We start from the raw sequence: 18,069 nt of genomic DNA on the forward strand, positions 1-18,069 counted from the left end.
TAGAATCGTCAGACGGGATGATCATCCGTCAGACTGACACTTCAATGTGTCTGGAGTTCATTGGGTTCCATGACAATTCGATGATTTTTTTGTTATCGCATTTCCGGGGGCATCGAGCCGACTTCCTCCAGGAGCCACTTCAGGAAAAGCTGCATGGCAGGACGTTGAGGGCGGTCATCAGGACAGGTCAGCCAATAGCCATAATTGCTTTTAAAACCAAAGCCTTGCGGGTTGGCAAGCTTGCCCGATTCAAGCTCGTCGGCAATCAGGCCGCGTGGCACCAAGGCAAGACCTTGCCCTGCTATTGCAGCACGAATGACGAGAGCATAATAGCCAAAGTGGGTAATGCGTTCCGGAGTGAAATTTGTGATCTTGTGAGCAGAAGCGAATTCGCTCCAGCGAAGGGGCGTATGTTTGTGGTCGAGAAGGGGAAATGAGCGAATATCCGCGGCTTTTTGAATGCCGCCATTTTTGGCAAGAAAGTGTGGCGCTCCCACGAGCGCGACCTGACGCCCAAACAAATAATAGCTGTTCTGTCCGGGCCAATCGCCCTCTCCAAACCGAAATGCTGCGTCTGCCTGGTTGATCAAGTCAGTTGTGGCAAAGGTTGATAGTTCAACGTCTATTTCGGGGTGCTCATCGGCAAACCCGGCGAAGCGGGGAATTACCCAGCGGTCTCCCATGATCGGCAGAATATGCAGCTTGATCGCATTTGGTGATGAACCCAAAGCAGCAATACGCAAGGTGGCGTTTTCCAAAGCGCCCAAGGCCACGCGTGCCTCAGCGACATAAATCCGGCCTGCTTCCGTAGCGGATAGCCCATAGGGAGTTCGCGTGAAAAGCGCAGTTCCTGCCATTTGTTCGAGCGTCTGAAGTTGCTTGCTGACAGCACTCTGGGTCATGTTCAGAGCTCTTGCACAGGCCGTAGTGCTTCCCTGCTCTGCAATCGTGACGATCACTTGCAATGCGCGCGTAGATGGATAGTTGCGGCCGGTAACCATTTCGACTGCCTGTTAGTTATTGGTGGCAGGGTATTCCATTTTGGAATGGTTACGCGAAATAATTTCGTTTGTCGCGCTTAAAGCACAACCATAAGCTTCAAAATAACAAGAATAAGGGAACGATATTATGGCTGAGCAATCCGCGCGTCTGTGGGGCGCCCGCTTCAGAGCGAGCCCATCTGCAGAGCTTACAGCACTATCAAGATCAGAAAGCAGCTATTTCCGGCTCGTCCCCTACGATCTTGCATCCTCGGCTGCTCATGCCCGCGAGCTTGTTCGTGCCAACATCCTGACCGCTTCGGAAGCCGAACAAGTATGTTCAGCCTTGCAGACAATTGGAGAAGAGCATCGATCAGGCGCTGTCATTCCTTCTCCAGCCGATGAGGACATACATACATTTCTCGAACGAGTATTGGGAGAACGCGTTGGCATAGTGGGGGGGAAGCTGCGCGCAGGACGGTCACGCAATGATCAGGCCGCCAATGATCTGAAATTATATCTGCGTGATGTGGCCCACAGGATCGGTTTGGATATATTGAATCTCCAATCAGCATTGATTGGGCAGGCAAATCAGCATGTCGAGACAGTGACGACTGGCTTCACACATCTGCAACCGGCGCAACCTGTCAGCTTTGCGCATCAATTGCTTGCGCATGCTCAAACCTTTGCCCGTGACTTTGAGCGGTTACAGGACTGGGATCGCCGTGCAGCGCGCTCGCCCCTGGGTGCAGCGGCACTGGCAGGCTCCGCCATTGCAATGCATCCGGAAATCTCCGCGCAGGAACTTGGGTATGACGCTCCAAGCGAGAATTCCATCGATGCGGTCGGCAGCCGTGACCACGTCGCCGAATTCCTTTTTGTCATGGCGATGTTCGGTGTCCATTTGTCGCGTCTCGCCGAGGAATTATTCCTGTGGTCGTCGCGGCAATTCCGCTGGATAGAAATGGATGACGCCTATGCAACGGGTTCATCGATCATGCCGCAAAAGAAAAATTGCGATATTGCGGAGCTGACGCGCGGTCGTGCATCGCGTTTGATCGGTAGTTTGACGACGATGCTGGTCGCATTGAAGGGTTTGCCCTTCGCCTATAATCGTGACTTGGCCGAAGACAAACATGCAGCGTTTGATACGATCGATGCGCTGGAACTGGTCGTTCCCGCGATGACCGGGCTTATCCGCACAATGCGAGTGAATGTCGACCGGATGCAGCAGCACTCGGTCGAAGGCTTTACACTGGCCACCGAAGTTGCTGACTGGTTGGCAAAAAATGGTGTGCCATTCTCGGAAGCACACGAAATTACAGGGGCCTTGGTGCGGTATTGCGAGGACCGGTCGATCGGTCTGGAGGATTTGAGTGAGGACGATCTAGCCACTGTTGATGCGCGGCTGCATCCTTCCATCAAGTCAGCATTAAGCGCGAAAGCGGCGATTGAAGCCCGCAAAGCTTATGGCGGAACGGCACCTGACAGGGTTAAAGAACAAATCGGGCGGCTGCGTGATCTGTTGAACAAGCAACAGGAGTGGCTGAAACTTTATTCCGGTCCCCGATTTGAAAGGTAAGAGATATGGCAAACGTCGATAGCACCATCTCCATTCCTCCGGCAAAATATTCGATTGCTCATCTTCATCATCAGCCCCGGCGACACTACGGACGTTGGTTGGCTGCCAGCCTTATCATTCTGGCACTGGCTTTAATTGTCAAAGCATTCGCTCAGGGGCAGATCGCATGGCCGGTAGTCGCCCAGTTTTTCACAGCTCCCGCCATTCTGTCGGGGCTCTGGAACACAATTTTGATGACGATTTGTGCTATGGCGCTGGGGCTTTTTCTCGGCGTCGTTTTTGCCATCATGATTATGTCACCGAACCCGGTGCTCAAATATGTCGCCGTATTCTACATATGGTTTTTCCGGGGGACACCGCTACTTCTGCAATTGCTCCTCTGGTTCAACCTCGCACTGATTTTTCCGACATTGGGGATTCCCGGTCTGTTTGAAATGCGCACCGTCGATTTCATGACCCCATTCATGGCGACCCTGCTCGGACTGGGCATCAATCAAGGGGCTTATACTGCGGAAGTGGTGCGCGGCGGGATTCTCTCTGTCGACAACGGTCAAATCGAGGCGGCGAAAGTTATTGGCATGACCCGCCTTACCATGCTGCGCCGGATCATCCTTCCCCAGGCGATGCGGGTTATCATTCCGCCAGTCGGCAACGAAGTCATCAGCATGGTCAAGCTCACATCAGTCGCCAGCGTGATCGGTTATGCAGAAATCTTGCGCAATGCGCAGTCTGTCTACTATGCAAATAACCGGGTGATGGAATTGCTGATCGTTTCCGCCATTTGGTACCTGGTTGTGGTGACCATACTTTCTATCGGACAGCATCTGCTTGAGAAGCATTATGCGAAAAGCCAGGGCCGCCGTGACGTCAAGCGCGTGACACTCACGGAAGCGGAGGGAGTGTAACGATGTCTTCGATGGTGGTTGCAGTCGATCTCAACAAATTTTTCGGTGATTTTCAGGCATTGGATAAGGTTTCGCTGGAAATCGAACATGGTGAAGTATTGTGCATTATTGGTCCGTCGGGATCAGGAAAAAGCACATTGCTGCGCTGTATAAATCAGCTTGAGCGAATTGATTCCGGTGCAATATGGATTGACGATGAACTCATCGGCTTCAGGCAAGAAGGCGATAAGCTTTATCAACTCAATGACACGGAAATTGCGCGGCAGCGGCTTTCAAGTGGCATGGTGTTTCAACGCTTCAATCTGTTCGCACATATGACAGTTCTTGAGAATATAATTGAAGGCCCTGTCATTGTGCAACGGCGCACCAAAAGCGCGGTCATTCCGGAAGCGATGGCTTTGCTCGAAAAAGTGGGGCTAACGGACAAGAAAAACGCCTATCCCAGCGAGCTTTCGGGCGGCCAGCAGCAGCGCATCGCCATTGCCCGGGCATTGGCGATGAAGCCAAAGCTCATGCTGTTTGACGAACCCACATCAGCGCTTGATCCAGAACTCGTCAGCGACGTTCTCAATGTTATGCGTGATCTGGCGACCAGCGGAATGACCATGGTTGTGGTCACCCATGAACTCGGCTTTGCGCGCGAAGTCGCCAACCGCGTTGTTTTCATGGATCGAGGTAAGATCATTGAAAGCGGAACACCACAAGAGATTCTCAGTAACCCGAAAGAAAAGCGTACACAGGATTTTATCGCAGCCGTATTGGCTTGAAATATCATAAACATAAAAGAGGAACACAGAATATGAACAATTATAAAACGATTGCCCTATTGGGCGCTGCCATCGTCGTCAGCCTTCCGGCTGCAGCACAGGAACTTCCAGCGCGTATCAAGGACGCTGGCAAGATCGTCATCGCGACAATGCCAAACTATCCGCCGATCACCTATAAGGACCCGGCTACAAATGAGCTTCAGGGCTTCGATATTGATCTGGGTGAAGCAATAGGCAAAGAGCTTGGCGTAAAGGTCGAGTGGCAGGAAATCGCTTTCGCCCAAATGCTACCCTCCTTGCAGACAGGCCGCGTTGATCTGGCAATGGCCGGAATGAGCGACAAGAAGGCCCGTCAGGAAACTGCCGACTTTGTTGATTACATGAAGTCGGGTGCTCAGTTCTATACGTCCAAGGCTATGGCAGCAGAAATCAAGACAGTAGATGATCTCTGCGGAAAGTCCGTCGGTGCCAGCCGCTCAACCGACTGGCCAGCGCAAATTACCGCCTGGAGCGAGAAAAATTGCGTTGCAAAGGGCAAGCCTGCAATCAACGTGACGGGTACGGAAGGGTCTGCTGATGCCCGAACTCAAATCAAAAGCCAGCGTTTGCAGGCAGCCGCTCAGGGAAATGAAACTCTACCTTATAATCAAAAGCTCGAACCTGACACATATGTTACAATTGGCGATGCGTTCAGCCAATCATTGGCTGGTATTCCGGTTTTAAAATCCGAACCACAATTGCGCGATGCCGTGAAAGTGGCGCTTGAAAAGCTGCAGACGAACGGAACCTATGACGCTCTTCTCGACAAATACGGTCTCAAAGCCAACAAGCTGTCGCCAATCACGGTCAACATGGGCGAATAGATTTCGGTTATGAAATTATACAAGAATGGCAATGTGAAGTTGCCATTCTTGTAACCTGGAGTTCGTTGAATTGTTGGAAGTGAGACTATCAAGCGCATCGGACCACGCTGCCCTGGCTGCTCTATTCGAGGAAATGCAAGCGCACTACGATGTACCATGCCCGCCGCGCGAGAAAATACTCGAAGGCTTGGCCTCGATGCCAACAGGTACAGAAATTCTTGTTGCCACCCAGCGAGAGATTGTGGGCTTTGCTGCGATCACGCCAGTCTATCCGGGACCCGGTCTTGGGTCTGGTCTGTTCCTCAAAGAGCTTTTTGTTTCAAAGCAACACCGCGGATCCGGCGTGGGGAAAAGCCTGATACAGGGGCTGGCAAAATTGGCGCTTGAGCGGGGCCATGCACGCATCGACTGGACAGCTGATCGCGACAACCCGCGCTTGCGTGCCTTCTATGAAGGGTTAGGCGGTGTCCCGAAGCCGGAAAAGTTGTTCTATCGTTTCGAGGGATCGGCCTTGCATGAAGCAGCAAAGCAGGGTGGTTAGCTGCCTCGTTAGGGCTTGGGCCGGATGATCCATCCATAAAGCGCACTGCCGGCAAGTAATATGCTCGTGCCAAGAAAAACCGCTCGCATGCCGAAATGCCCACCGACAAATCCTCCCATGAGCGGACCGATGACTTGGCCTGCATATTGCGAGGATGTCGCATAGCCAAGAATGTTGCCCGCAACTCTATCTGGAACATTGTGGCGGATAACACTGGTTATGCAGGGAAGGAGCCCTCCAAGAGATAGTCCCATCAGAAAGCGCAAAATGACCAGCTGCCAGCCCTCGGTCACAAAAGCCTGAGGGATCAGCAGCAGGGCAGATATGCCGAGAGCTGCAACGATAACATTCCAGTGCCCGATACGATCCGCCAGTCTGCCCAGTCTGGATGCGGACAACACGCTGCCTAGCGCTGCCGCAGACATCACGATACCTGCAACCATGGTTACATGGGCCGGGTTGTCTACGAGTTGTGCCACATAGACTGTGATGATGGGTTCAATGGACATAGTAGCGAGCATCAAAAGCATTCCCGCCAGTAGCATGACAATTACCGGGCGCTTGTCCGGGATTGCCTTCCATCCGCTGTTCTGCTTTTGCGTCTGGCTTTTGGGCGGCCGCTTTTCTTCCTTGATAAAGAGGCTTGTTGCGAGAAATGTGACAAATATGACCCCACCTATCAGCCAGAATGTTGCGCGGATGCCGATCAACGGAGGCAGTCCGCCACCAATCAGAGGCCCGATAAGGTTTCCTGCCATGATGCCCGAGGCAAGCGTACCCAGAGCCCAGCCAGTTCTCGCTTTGGGCGTTTGTGTGGCTACAAGGACAGTCGATCCGGATGCGTAACCACCAAGCAGGCCGGTGAGCAGCCGAAGGACAATGAGATGCCAGACCTCTGTGGCCATGCCCATCAAAGACATCGCAATGGCCATGCCAAGGCTGGCGCGGATCAGCATCAGCTTGCGTCCATAGATATCTGCAAGACGGCCCCACAATGGAGCGACCAGAGCGGCGGTGAAGAAGGTTGCGCCATAGGCGATGCCAGACCATTGGACGATCGCGGCATGACCTGTCTCCCCCAACTGTTCTATGTAGAGCGGTAAAAAAGGCAGTATCAAAGTCATCGCAACAATTGTTGTGAACGACCCGAGAAGGCAGACCAATAGATTCTGCTTCCAGTAAATTGATTCCCCTGAACTCGAGTCTGTGTCCGTGTCAGTCAATTCATCCAACTATATTTGCCGTGGGCAGCTCATTTTGAACGGGAAATCTTCCGTAGCTCCTAGACATTGTAGTTATGGTTCGGGAGAGCAATCATGGATCAACATTGGAGCAATCAATCGCAGGTTAATGAGAGCGCGTTGATCATTATTGCAAGTCCAAACTTGCATTGTTCGCCCCAGCGAATAGGCTCTGAGCCGACTCACGGCAAATAGCATCGAAAATGAGCATCATGAAACTTTTCTTTTCCAGCCAGCAAATGGCTCATCAGCCTAAACAATATATGGTAAATGGCCGAATTACCGACCCGCTGGAAAATCCGGCACGTGCCCAAACCCTGATAAAAGCGCTGACTGATCTTGGACTTTCGCAAGAAGCGACCGGTGACGCGGGACTTAATCCCATACTTGCCGTTCACGCGGACCACTATGTCGAGTTTTTACAGACGGCATATGACCGGTTCATGCAACTGCCAAATCATGGCCCTGAAGTTCTGCCGAATGTGAGTGCGTATCAAGGCGCAGATCAAAACTATGCTGCCCGTCCAAGACCAAGACCTGTTGGTGTGCTTGGACAGGCTGGCTGGTACATTAACGGGCTTTCCTGCGCCATGATGGAAAGCACTTATGTTTCGGCTTATGCCTCTGCCCAAACGGCGATCTCTGCTGCCAATGCTTTGTTGAGTGGCGAGAAGGCAGCCTTTGCTCTTTGCCGCCCTCCGGGCCATCATGCCTATGTCGATCGCGCCGCAGGATTTTGTTACTTCAACAATGCGGCAATCATTGCGCAACATTTGCGTCAGCAGCACGAGCGTGTGGCAATCATTGATTTTGATACACATCACGGCGACGGAACACAGGCCATATTCTACAGCCGTGATGATGTTTTCGTTGGTTCAACCCATACCGATCCTTCCAACTACTATCCCCACTATAGTGGTTATGCGGATGAAACCGGCGCCGGTAGCGGCCTTGGTGCGAACCTCAATTTACCGCTGGCGGAAGGCAGCGGTGATGATGCCTTCATTGATGCCAATCGCAGGCTTGCGGCCGCAGTGGCCGATCATGGTGCTACGGCGCTTGTTATCTCAGCTGGATGGGATGCGCACCACGAAGACCCACTTTCCAGGCTTAACGTGACGACAGCGGCCTATGCCGAAATAGGAGCAATCTGGGGAGCCGCTGGCTTGCCTACCGCAATCGTGCAGGAAGGTGGTTATTCGCTCAGCGCCGTATCGGAAGCTGCGCCACGTTTCATGGCCGCCTATCAGGCTAATAGAACAGTATGAGTGACTGCGGTCACTATATCGTCACCGGGGAAAGTAGATGAATCAGATCGCAGCAAAACGCCAGCCAATTCGTGCCGCAACAGGTGCCTTTGTCGGCACCATGATTGAGTGGTACGATTTTTATATTTACGGCACTGCTGCTGCTTTGGTTTTCGGGGATGTCTTCTTTGCCTCGCAAGATCCTGTGATGGGGGTGCTTGCGTCCCTGGGCACGTTCGCTATTGGATTTGTGGCAAGACCTGTCGGCGCGCTTCTTTTCGGCCATTTTGGCGACAAGGTCGGACGCAAGAATTCTTTGATCATAACTCTTCTGCTGATGGGCGCCGCAACAGTGCTGATCGGTGTTTTGCCCAGCTATCACTCCATCGGTATGTCGGCGGCAGTTATGCTTGTGCTGCTGCGCCTCGTACAGGGCGTGGCAGTCGGGGGCGAGTGGGGTGGTGCTGTGCTGATTGCCGCCGAACATGCTCCACCTCGCTGGCGGACTTTTCTCGCCTCAGCACCGCAATATGGAAGCCCGATTGGGCTTATTCTTGCAACGCTGGCCTTCCGTACAGTGTCTGATCTGCCGCAAGAAGACTTTTTGAGTTGGGGCTGGCGAATCCCCTTCCTGCTTAGCGGCATATTGATCATCTTTGCTTTCATCATTCGCGCGGGCATCAATGAGAGTCCTGAGCTTGAAGAGCGATTGAAAGAGAAGACGGTACAAAACGTCATCCCGGCCAAGGAAATTTTTCTAACGAAAAAGAAGTCGCTGGTGCTTGGCATGGGACTTTGTCTGCTCGGTGTCGCAGGCTTCTATTTCATCACCACATTGATGATGACATTCACAACAACATCGCTTGGAATCAACCGCTCTGACATGCTGGAGCTTGTTTCATGGGTCGGCGTTATTGAGCTCTTTGCATTTCCTGCCGGTTCATACATTGCTACGCGGTTTGGCGAGCGCTTTCTCCTGATTGCCATGTCCGGAGCGGCATTGCTTTTTGCGGTACCAATGATGATGCTCATCATTACCGGTAATCTAACCAATATTTACATTGCTATTCTGGTCGCAACCGTGTTTCTCGCCGCCCATTACGCAGTTATGGCACCGTTTCTGACCCGGGCGTTTCCAGTCCATCTGCGTTATACAGGCATCTCGCTATGCTCTTCACTTAGCGGTGCAATATTCAGTGGTCTTACGCCGGTTATCGGTGTCTGGCTCGTTCACACCTATGGAGTCCAGTGGGCACCGCTGGCGGGTCTGTTCATTTTCATCGCTGGAATAAGCTTCCTTTGCAGCATTTTCCTTCCCGTAGAAGATAGCGGATCGGAATCTTTTGCTGCGCGAGCAGCCGAGAGAATGCAGAAGATTGAGACTGAGCCTGCCAAATCTTAAATTCTTCACCTTTCCCGGATAGGGGCGTGATTGTCACTTCGACACATTGGGGAGAACTGTCCATGGCATTGAAACGTCAGCTTTTGCCGGTTTTGCTTTTTCCGTTGATCTGCACGACTGCATTGGCCGCCGTGAACGGACCCGTAAAATCCGTGACGCTATCATCGGGCGGCCTGTCGGAAATTGTTCGCTCCGCCAATGTTGGCGATAATAGCGAGATTACGATCAATGTTCCGCTGGATCAGGTAGATGACATCCTGAAAAGTCTCATCATCAGAGATGCCAATGGCAAGGTTAAAAATCTCTCATTGGCGGGTCCTAATCCGCTGGAAGAAACGTTTCGTACACTGCCCTTTAGCGTTGATGATCTGAACTCGCTTCCCCGATTGCTGAATGCCGTAAAGGGCACGGGCATCCGCATATCGGGAGCGCGCGAGCTCGAAGGCAGCATACTTGGTGTCGAATATCAAACCGGCGCAAACGGTGCACAAAATGCGGTTCTCTCCATACTTACCGTCAAGGGAGACATCACGACGGTCCCGCTCGACAGTTCAGTATCCGTTGAAATTTTGGACAAGACTCTGAACGCTAAAATAGCCGACGCAACTCTTGTCGCAGGCAAGGGCGCCGTGGATGGCTCCCGCACAATTAAAATCGAGCTGGATGGGCAGGGTACCCGCACCGTAGACATTTCATATGTTGTCTCGGCCCCGATCTGGAAAACCAGTTACCGCATGGTGACGGGTGAAAATGGCACGGCGCGGCTACAGGCCTGGGCCATATTCGAGAACGCTTCCGGCGAAGATTGGAACGACGTTTCTATCGTGCTTTCGTCGGGCAAGCCTGTCACGCTGAAGCAGGCACTTCACAGGCGCTACTGGAAAGACCGGGCTGAACTTGTCGTCGATACATCCGCGCAAAATCCTGCAATCGCAAGTTTAGGCACCTCTCGCAGACAAAAGCTGGCACAAGAGCAGGATGCAGCAGCCGGCTATGCAGCCCCGGCTCCAGAGATGCAGATGCCACAAAGGCCAATCGAAATGGCCCCGGCCGCTCAGCAAACCGCCATTGAGGAGCAGGAGGTTACGTCCAACTTCTCCCTTCCAGGTCAATTTGATCTGAAGAACGGCGAAACAATTTCCGTGCCTTTGCTGGACAAGGACGTGAAGGTTGAAATGGTTTCGGTCTATCAGGTCGGTCGCAGTGGTGAGCACCCGACAGCTTCTGTCATGCTTGAAAATGATAGTGGTTCCAGTTTTCCGCAAGGCATATTGACCGTCTATAATGGCAAGTCCGGCTATGTGGGAGATGCTCAGATAGCTGGAATGCCATCTGGCGAAAAGCGGGCTGCCAGTTTTGCGCTTGATCAAAAGGTTTCAGTGGGTGCCGACACGAAACCTCAAAGGATGATCACTTCGATAAAGGTCGTTGATGGAATCATTCATGCAAAGACGCTGTTACGGGAAGTAACTATATTTACAGTGAATGGTGCAGCTGATGGTGATCGCACTGTGCTCATCGAGCAGGAGAAACGCCCGGGCTGGACATTCAGGGCCGAAAATACCGCCGATTCGACGCTGACCCATGACCGCGTTCGTATTGCCTTGAAGGCAGGCGAAACGCGCAATGTGGAAACGGTCAGTGAGCAAACTCAGGCTGAAGAATTTGCATTGTCGGATGCCGCTCCTCAGATGATAACAAGTTGGGCTGATGCCGCGGAAGATCCGGAAGTAAAAACCAAGCTGAAAGAATTGGCGGAAGCGCGAATGAAGCAGGTCGATGCCCAAGAGGCGCTTGACCGCGTTCAACGAGAGTATGATCAGGTAGCTGAATCTCAGGATCGTACCCGCGAGAACTTGCGAGCTGTACCCAATGGCGATCTTCAAAGCAGATATCTGGCGCAAATGGGTGAAGAAGAAGACCGTCTGGGAGAGCTGCGCAAGGAGCGGGATGCCGCGCAGGAAATCATCGGGAAGTTCAACGAGGATGTTACGCGGATTATCCGTACATTCTAGGCATACTCAAAGCGTCACGACGATTTTGCCGAATTGCTGGTTTGACTGGAGAAAGTGGTGAGCTTCAATAATATCATCGAATGCAAATGTTCTTGCGATGACCGGCTGCAAACCGCCAGATGCCAACCCGGCCAGAATGAATGACTTCGCAGTATCCAATCTGTCTTGATCATTGATAACTTCGTGAACAAGATAACCGCGTAACGTTAGTCGTTTGCTTAGGACATTGAACAATGGAAAGGGGGTGGGTTCGTTGCTTAACCCGCCATATTCGATAAGAATGCCGCCCTCGCACATTGCAGCGGTCAGTGGTTCAAATATGTGGCCGCCAACAGCGTCCAGCACCACCCTTACGCCCTTGGTCTGCGTAATCTCCTCCAAGCGTCTCTCTAGATTCTCCTCTTGCGAGGCAATGACGTAGCCCGCCCCATGGTCAAGCAATGCACGCGCTTTGCTAGATGTTCGCGTAACCGCAATTGGCGTGGCGCCTACCATGTTTGCAATCTGGATTGCAGCGAGTCCAACGCTGCTGGATGCTGCGGTGATGACCACAAAATCATTCTTATGCAAGCCGGCGATATCGATCAAAGCACCATAGGCGGTAAGATATTGCATCCAGAGAGCGGCAGCCTCTACCCAGCCAAGCGATGGCGGATGCTTGACGAGCAGCCTTGCTGGAAAAGTTGCGACTTCGCCGTAAGCAGGCCAACGAACCATTGAGACGGGCGGAATAACGCTGACAATGTCACCTGGTGCAAAATCATCTACGCCTTCGCCGACCGTTTCGACAAAACCCGCAGCTTCCAATCCCAACCCTGAAGGCAATAATGGGGTTTCAATGTAGCGTCCCATGCGTAGCAGGGTTTCAGCGCGATTGAGACCCAGCGCTTTAACGCGAAGACGTATTTCGCCACGGCCAAGTGCTGGTAGATCAACGTTTTCGATACGTAGAACTTCCGGTCCACCAAATTCATGAAAGCGAACGACGCGAGCCATAAGTCAAAACTCCAAATTATTTGAATTAAATGGGGTATGACAGGAGTTGGATTGGCGATAAATATGCTTAAAAGTAATGCAGTAGAAACTGAGAGTTTCGAATATGGATCGTCTTCTGAGTATGGCTGTATTCGTCAAAGCCGTAGATCTGGGCTCGTTTGCGGCAGCCGCGGAAGAACTCGGCCTGTCGGGACCAATGGTTGGAAAGCACATCCGCTTTCTCGAAGAGCGACTTGGGTTGCGTCTCCTCAACCGGACGACACGCCGCCAAAGTCTGACGGATTTTGGACATGTCTATTATGAGAGTTGCCGCATTATTCTTGCCGAAGTGGATGCAACCGATGCACAGGCGGCTGATCAGCTTTTGGAGCCTCGCGGAAAATTGCGCGTGACGATGCCGGTGCATTTCGGGCGGCGTTGCGTAACGCCTGTCTTGCTGGAACTGGCGCGGAAATATCCCGCGTTGGAGCTGGATTTATCGTATAATGATGACTTTTACGATCTTGCGGAAAACGGTTTCGATCTGGCGGTTAGAACGGGTGTCCCTGAAGACAGGGCCGGTATCATCGCGCGCCGTATCGCACGTCAAGAAATGATCGTATGCGGGTCGCCGTCCTATCTCGAAAAGCATGGCAAACCTGAGCAGATTATTGATCTCAATCAACACCAGGGCGTCATGTACCGCCGTTCTGGCCGGATACCCTCATGGAGTTTTCCGGGAGGCGAGATGCTGGTGCCGATCAATCGAATACGTCTCGACGACCTCGATGCTATTGCCGACGCTGCCAGCAGCGGGATGGGACTGGCCTGGCTGCCAAGCTGGCTGGTGCGGGACCGTCTGCAAGAAGGGACGCTTGTCCAACTCTTATCCGATCAGCCCGGACTGCCTTACGATTGCTATGCGATGTGGCTGCAGACGCCTCATTTATCGTTAAAGGTACGCATTGCTGTGGATGCGTTGGCAATCGCGCTGCCGAAGATGATGTAGCCATTCAATGACCAGTCGGGATGGGAAAAGCAGCCCTTCGCATGTCGGTTTTTCGAATCGACGCGAGTGCTTAAATTCCTGAACCGTCAAGCTGCTTGGCGTCGTCGCCTTCCCAAGGTAGGGGCATGGATGTACGATTCAAATTAGCTGAGGGCATCGGCATCCAGCACTTCAGTTCCGGTTCGGCATATTCGACGATGCGGCCAGGTGAGGAATCGGAGGCGCGCCAACCTTCAGCACCGAACTGATCACCATTAGACCAGTAAGCGAGATCAACTTCCGCCTGTCCCTGTTCGGATGGACGGATTGTTACAAGGATGCGACTGCCGTCTTTCGGTGCGCTCGCCATGTGACGCCAGCGGTTTGGCTCATCCATCGTTTTCTCTTGTCCTGCCATGGTTGCAAGTGTCGCCTCACTGTTGAAAGCCGTCAAGACAAACTTTTTAGAGGGACCGGGGTGAGTTCAATCACCGTGCATCGCGTCGTGGCCAAAGGTGGCTAGGACAAAAGTGTACCTGGTTGGAGACAGTTCATCAGTCGGCGGTGCTGATTTGCTTGAGAGCTGAGTCAGCGACAGGGTACTGGCGACGATGAACGTCGCGGTGTGCGGAATAATTTAAAAGGTGCAAAAAACGTAATTGACAACCAACGGAAAGTAATATCATTCTTGTAAATCGGTTTACTAAACCGCTTTACAATGGGGTTTGGCTCTTGGTTAAGCGAACGATGCCAAGTTTGAAAGATGTAGCCGCCGCTGCGGGTGTGTCAGTGACGACGATCTCGCGCTTCGTAAATGGCAGCCTTGATCTGCCCCACAACACCAAGAAACGCATCGAAGATGCGATCACCACGCTCAAATACGTTCCAAACCCACATGCGCGGCGGTTGAGCATGGGGCGCTCCGATACGATTGGTCTGGTAGTACCGGAAATCGCCAATCCATTCTTCTCTACATTCGTGGCAGCGGTGGAGCAGGCGGCGGACGAGAAAAAGTTGGCTGTTTCGCTGCATGCAACGCTTAACCGACCGGGCCGGGAAATAGAATATCTCCAGCTCATCGAGCGGAATCATGTCGATGGCTTGATTTTTGTCACAAACCATCCTGACGACGGCGCGCTTGCTAATCTGATCAATCGTTCCAGCAAGGTCATTGTGGTTGACGAAGATATCCCTGGCTCCAAAGCGCCCAAAGCTTTTCTGTGACAATGATCATGGCGGATATCTTGCTGGACTGCATCTGGCTGGCCATGGGCACAGGCATGTCCTGTTTATCGGTGGAGATGAGCGCATGATTAGTGCGCGTCGCCGTTTCGATGGCGTGATGAGAGCTCTTCGCGAGCACCATGCAGGTCTGGCCCGGGTGGACCGCTACGCCGGTGAATATACCATCAATTACGGCCGTCAGGCTGCGTTGCGTTTCCTTGAAGAACGCCATGAGGCCACCGCGATTTTTGCCAGCTCGGATGAAATCGCCATTGGCATGCTGGAAGTGTTCAAAGATAGGGGCGTTTCAGTTCCGGGCGACGTATCGATGATCGGTTTCGATGATGTCGGGCCCCTGCATCTCTTCGCGCCTCCGCTGACGGTGATCCGCCAGCCAGTCCGGCAGCTTGGCAGCCGGGCATTGGAACTGCTTCTGGAAACAAACTGGCAAGAGTGGAAACCCTCCGCTTCGGAAGAGCTTTTGCCTGTCGAAATCGTGGTGCGGAACTCCGTTGCTCCGCCAGCGAAATAACAAAAAAGCGACGGCTAAAAACAACAGAGGATGAGAACATGACTTTGAATCTAACAAGAAGAATGATGATCGCGCTGGCAGGGTTTACCATATTAAGCTGTGCCGTTTCGGCCTCCGTGGCTCAGGAGAAAAAGACGATCGCGCTGGTTCAGATCAACCAGCAGGCGCTTTTCTTCAACCAGATGAATGAAGGCGCACAGAAAGCGGCCGATGCAGCCGGTGTGAAGCTGGTGATTTTCAACTCCAATAATGAACCAACGGCGCAGAACAGCGCTATCGAAACCTATATTCAGGAAAAGGTTTCTGGCCTTGCTGTAGTCGCTATCGACGTCAACGGACTGATGCCTGCAGTCAAGCAGGCAGCGGATGCGGGTATTCCCGTTGTCGCTATCGATGCCATCTTGCCGGCGGGCCCGCAAAAAGCGCAGATCGGCGTGGACAACGCGACGGCGGGTGCCGACATGGGCAAGTTTTTCCTTGACTACGTCAAGACAAACATGGCCGGCAAAGCAAAGATCGGCGTCGTTGGAGCGTTGAACTCCTACATTCAGAATGTCCGTCAGGAAGGTTTTGAAAAGACGATCAAGGGCACTGATGGTATCGAGATTGCCGGAGTCGTTGATGGACAGAACGTTCAGGACAATGCGCTTTCGGCGGCAGAAAACCTTATCACCGCCAATCCTGACCTGACTGCGATCTACGCGACAGGCGAACCGGCGCTTATGGGAGCCATTGCTGCTGTTCAAAGCCAGGGCAAGCAGGATACGATCAAGGTCTTCGGTTGGGATCTGACGGCGGAAGCCATCGCAGGCATTGATGCCGGATTCGTTGCAGCTGTCATCCAGCAGGACCCGTCGGCAATGGGGGCAGCGGCTGTGGATGCCTTGCAGAAGGTGGCTGCTGGCCAGGCTGTTGATCAGAACATTTCCGTGCCGATTACCATCGTGACAAAAGCCAATGTCGATCCATACAGGGCTGTCTTCAAATGAACCAGAACGGCCGGCAGGTAGCGGCCGCCGTTCACTCCGGAGGGGGCGTTCCCTCCGGAGGTGGAACAAGCGGCGCGACTGATTCCAATCCCCGCGTCTCGTTGCGCGGTATCCGTAAATCCTTTGGTTCGCACCAAGCCTTGCGCGGTGTCGATCTAGATATCTTTCCTGGCGAATGCCTTGGATTGGTCGGCGACAATGCGGCAGGGAAATCCACCTTAACCAAGATCATCTCAGGAACCTATATTCCCGATGGCGGCACGATGGCGATCGAAGGCGAGGAAGTTCGTCTGTCCGGACCCGCCGATGCGCGCAATCGGCACATCGAAATGGTATTTCAGGATCTCAGCCTCTGTGACCAGATCGACGTTGTCGGCAATCTCTTTCTGGGCCGTGAACTCAGCAAGGGCATGTTTCTCGACAGCAAGAAAATGCTGACTGAAGCGCGCGCGATGCTGGACGCTTTGGAAATCAGAATTCCAAAGCTGACGGGTAAGGTCGCGCAACTCTCAGGCGGGCAGCGTCAGGCCATTGCCATTGCCCGCGCCGCATCGTTCAAGCCCAAGGTCTTGATCATGGACGAGCCTACATCGGCACTTGCAGTTGCCGAGGTTGAAGCGGTGCTGGCACTGATCAACCGGGTCAAGGCGCAGGGCGTCTCGGTCATTCTCATTACACATCGTCTTCAAGACCTCTTTCGGGTCTGTGACCGGATTGCCGTCATGTACGAGGGCACGAAGGTTGCCGAGCGGCAGATCGGCGGCACTAATCTTGAAGACCTCGTGAAGCTGATTGTCGGTGAGGGAGCCAGACAATGACCGTTTATACAGAGCGTGGCCAGGGGTCGCGCATTGCAGATTTCTTCGGCGAGCATGCGCAGGTTCTTTCGATTGCTGTGTTTTTTGCCGCCTGCATGATATTCTTTTCAGTTGGCAGCGAGACTTTTCTAACCTCCGGAAACATTCTCAATATCATCCGGCAGGCTGCTCCGATCTTGATTGTCGCCATCGCCATGACCTTCGTCATCATCACCGGAGGCATTGATCTTTCCGTTGGTTCTCAGGTTGCGCTGATCAATGCAGTCGCCGCTGTTGTGATGGCGATGGGCTTTCCGTGGCCGGTTGTGGTGGTTGCAATGATCGTACTGGGCGGTGGATTAGGATTTGCACAGGGCTGGTTCATTGCCTATCAGGGCATCCCGGCATTTATCGTCACGCTGGCAGGACTGTCGATTCTGCGTGGCTTTGCCCTTTATCTCACCCAAGGTTATTCTATCCCAATTCAGGATGCGCCGGGGTTCTTTGCTTTGGGACGGGGTATCGTCGCCGGGTTTCCGGTACCCGCGATCATTGCCGTCGTTATTTCCTTTCTAGGTTATGTGGCGATCCGGTCGACAAAATACGGACGTCAGGTTGTGGCCGTCGGCTCCAACATGGAAGCTGCCCGCCGTGTCGGCATGCCTGCCAGATGGATCATCGCATCAGTGTACATCATATCCGGCGTGGCATGTGCGATCGCGGGTCTGCTGATTGCAGCCCGGCTGGGGTCAGGCTCGTCCAACGCTGCTGTGGGTTTTGAACTACAAGTGATTGCCGCTGTCGTTCTCGGGGGAACTTCCTTGATGGGCGGCCGGGGGACAATCATAGGCACGGTGCTTGGAACGTTCACCATTGCGGTCATCGGCAATGGCTTGATCCTGATGCACATCTCGCCCTTCTTCACACAGATCGTCACAGGCGCAATTATCCTTGTCGCCATCTGGTTGAATACCCGGATATTCACCGCGAATTTCCGGTTCGGCAGAAAAGGCTGACTTCC

Annotated in this window: 16 protein-coding genes and 1 pseudogene; 13 read left to right on the top strand and 4 right to left on the bottom strand. The window is 53.1% G+C overall.

The window, feature by feature from the left end; genetic code table 11:
• Window positions 1-92: 92 nt before the first annotated feature.
• Complete coding sequence (locus QFZ34_RS13795; protein WP_307281952.1) at window positions 93-1,001, bottom strand: LysR substrate-binding domain-containing protein; 909 nt, start codon at window positions 999-1,001, stop codon at window positions 93-95.
• Between the two features lie 127 nt (window positions 1,002-1,128).
• On the opposite strand from QFZ34_RS13795, the gene argH reads away from it, so the two are divergent.
• The 5 genes from argH (at window position 1,129) to QFZ34_RS13820 (ending at window position 5,638) form a co-directional block, all read left to right on the top strand.
• Window positions 1,129-2,562 carry an argininosuccinate lyase gene (argH, locus tag QFZ34_RS13800; RefSeq protein WP_307281955.1) on the top strand — a complete coding sequence of 478 codons (1,434 nt, stop codon included), beginning with the start codon at window positions 1,129-1,131 and terminating at the stop codon, window positions 2,560-2,562.
• A 5-nt stretch (window positions 2,563-2,567) separates the two neighbouring features.
• Window positions 2,568-3,467, top strand: a complete 900-nt coding sequence (locus QFZ34_RS13805; RefSeq protein WP_307281957.1) for an amino acid ABC transporter permease — start codon at window positions 2,568-2,570, stop codon at window positions 3,465-3,467.
• Window positions 3,468-3,469: 2 nt separating this feature from the next.
• A complete protein-coding gene (locus QFZ34_RS13810) occupies window positions 3,470-4,234 on the top strand; it encodes an amino acid ABC transporter ATP-binding protein (RefSeq protein WP_115054683.1) in 765 nt (254 codons plus the stop codon).
• Between the two features lie 32 nt (window positions 4,235-4,266).
• Window positions 4,267-5,097, top strand: coding sequence for an ABC transporter substrate-binding protein (locus QFZ34_RS13815; RefSeq protein ID WP_115054684.1), 831 nt, complete (start codon window positions 4,267-4,269; stop codon window positions 5,095-5,097).
• A 79-nt stretch (window positions 5,098-5,176) separates the two neighbouring features.
• On the top strand, window positions 5,177-5,638 hold the full coding sequence (locus QFZ34_RS13820) for a GNAT family N-acetyltransferase (protein ID WP_370878849.1): 462 nt from the start codon (window positions 5,177-5,179) through the stop codon (window positions 5,636-5,638).
• A gap of 8 nt (window positions 5,639-5,646) precedes the next feature.
• Here QFZ34_RS13820 and QFZ34_RS13825 read toward each other — a convergent pair whose 3' ends face one another.
• Window positions 5,647-6,861 (bottom strand): MFS transporter, encoded by a 1,215-nt coding sequence (locus QFZ34_RS13825; RefSeq protein WP_307286319.1) that lies wholly within the window; start codon window positions 6,859-6,861, stop codon window positions 5,647-5,649.
• 221 nt (window positions 6,862-7,082) lie between these two features.
• Between QFZ34_RS13825 and QFZ34_RS13830 the strand changes: the two genes are divergently transcribed.
• From QFZ34_RS13830 to QFZ34_RS13840, 3 genes are all read left to right on the top strand, one after another.
• The gene (locus QFZ34_RS13830) at window positions 7,083-8,147 is read left to right on the top strand and encodes a histone deacetylase family protein (protein ID WP_307281967.1); all 1,065 of its coding nucleotides are present in this window, start codon (window positions 7,083-7,085) and stop codon (window positions 8,145-8,147) included.
• Between the two features lie 37 nt (window positions 8,148-8,184).
• Entirely contained in the window at window positions 8,185-9,528 is a 1,344-nt protein-coding gene (locus QFZ34_RS13835; protein WP_307281970.1) for an MFS transporter, read from the top strand.
• A 62-nt stretch (window positions 9,529-9,590) separates the two neighbouring features.
• The gene (locus QFZ34_RS13840; protein ID WP_307281973.1) at window positions 9,591-11,543 is read left to right on the top strand and encodes a DUF4139 domain-containing protein; all 1,953 of its coding nucleotides are present in this window, start codon (window positions 9,591-9,593) and stop codon (window positions 11,541-11,543) included.
• Window positions 11,544-11,549: 6 nt separating this feature from the next.
• Here the strand turns inward: QFZ34_RS13840 and QFZ34_RS13845 are convergent, their stop codons facing one another.
• A complete protein-coding gene (locus tag QFZ34_RS13845; protein WP_307281976.1) occupies window positions 11,550-12,539 on the bottom strand; it encodes a zinc-dependent alcohol dehydrogenase family protein in 990 nt (329 codons plus the stop codon).
• Window positions 12,540-12,642: 103 nt separating this feature from the next.
• Between QFZ34_RS13845 and QFZ34_RS13850 the strand changes: the two genes are divergently transcribed.
• Window positions 12,643-13,527, top strand: coding sequence for a LysR family transcriptional regulator (locus QFZ34_RS13850; RefSeq protein WP_307281980.1), 885 nt, complete (start codon window positions 12,643-12,645; stop codon window positions 13,525-13,527).
• 70 nt (window positions 13,528-13,597) lie between these two features.
• Here QFZ34_RS13850 and QFZ34_RS13855 read toward each other — a convergent pair whose 3' ends face one another.
• Window positions 13,598-13,903 (bottom strand): hypothetical protein, encoded by a 306-nt coding sequence (locus QFZ34_RS13855; RefSeq protein WP_115054819.1) that lies wholly within the window; start codon window positions 13,901-13,903, stop codon window positions 13,598-13,600.
• Between the two features lie 335 nt (window positions 13,904-14,238).
• On the opposite strand from QFZ34_RS13855, the pseudogene QFZ34_RS13860 reads away from it, so the two are divergent.
• From QFZ34_RS13860 to QFZ34_RS13875, 4 genes and pseudogenes are all read left to right on the top strand, one after another.
• Window positions 14,239-15,262: pseudogene (locus QFZ34_RS13860) on the top strand (LacI family DNA-binding transcriptional regulator).
• 38 nt (window positions 15,263-15,300) lie between these two features.
• Entirely contained in the window at window positions 15,301-16,251 is a 951-nt protein-coding gene (locus QFZ34_RS13865; RefSeq protein ID WP_115054691.1) for an ABC transporter substrate-binding protein, read from the top strand.
• Window positions 16,248-17,069 carry an ATP-binding cassette domain-containing protein gene (locus QFZ34_RS13870; protein WP_307281983.1) on the top strand — a complete coding sequence of 274 codons (822 nt, stop codon included), beginning with the start codon at window positions 16,248-16,250 and terminating at the stop codon, window positions 17,067-17,069. Before QFZ34_RS13865 ends, QFZ34_RS13870 begins: the two co-directional genes overlap by 4 nt.
• A complete protein-coding gene (locus tag QFZ34_RS13875; protein WP_307281986.1) occupies window positions 17,066-18,064 on the top strand; it encodes an ABC transporter permease in 999 nt (332 codons plus the stop codon). Before QFZ34_RS13870 ends, QFZ34_RS13875 begins: the two co-directional genes overlap by 4 nt.
• The last annotated feature ends 5 nt before the right edge of the window (window positions 18,065-18,069 follow it).

Origin of the sequence: Phyllobacterium ifriqiyense, from assembly GCF_030817885.1 — a bacterium.
Taxonomy (GTDB): domain Bacteria; phylum Pseudomonadota; class Alphaproteobacteria; order Rhizobiales; family Rhizobiaceae; genus Phyllobacterium; species Phyllobacterium ifriqiyense.